Source organism: Brachyspira catarrhinii (assembly GCF_005518285.1).
GTDB lineage: Bacteria > Spirochaetota > Brachyspiria > Brachyspirales > Brachyspiraceae > Brachyspira > Brachyspira catarrhinii.
Genome location: NZ_SJDU01000762.1, coordinates 1 through 505 on the forward strand (window position 1 = coordinate 1; position 505 = coordinate 505).

General features: G+C 27.7%; 1 protein-coding gene. It reads right to left on the reverse strand.

Annotated features, from left to right (window positions below):
* Positions 1-5 precede the first annotated feature (5 nt).
* The gene (locus EZH24_RS13380) at positions 6-389 is read right to left on the reverse strand and encodes a hypothetical protein (RefSeq protein WP_137999483.1); all 384 of its coding nucleotides are present in this window, start codon (positions 387-389) and stop codon (positions 6-8) included.
* Positions 390-505: the final 116 nt, after the last annotated feature.

The window sequence follows — 505 nt, forward strand, 5'->3', positions numbered from 1 at the left end:
TCGTATTACACATAAGAAATTTCGTATTTCACATAAGAAATTCTATATTGCAAATTAGAATTGTTATTATCGTTAGAATAAAGAATAAAAAACATTCCTTTCCCAAAAGCATGTCTGCTTCCCGCTCTTATAATATCCACGCATATTTTAGAAAGTTTTACTCTTGTAGTTAATTTCGTATTCTTAATTTTAATCTCATAAACTCCGACTGACTCGTCAATATTTAAATCGCCAAGCCAAACTATCGCGTCATTATTTGAATTATCCAAACAATCGCTATATTTTTTTACTATCTCCTCTTCTCTCGGAGCAACGCCAACTTTATATTTAAAATTATCTCCCAAATATTCAACCCAATCTTCCCGATTATATCCGCAATCAAACCTCATTATTTTTCCCCTCAATTTATATATTACTTTATGATATTAAACAACTTAATAATAAAAATAACAAGCCTTTAAGATATTGATTTTTTAAAAAAATTGCATATACTAAATATTATGAT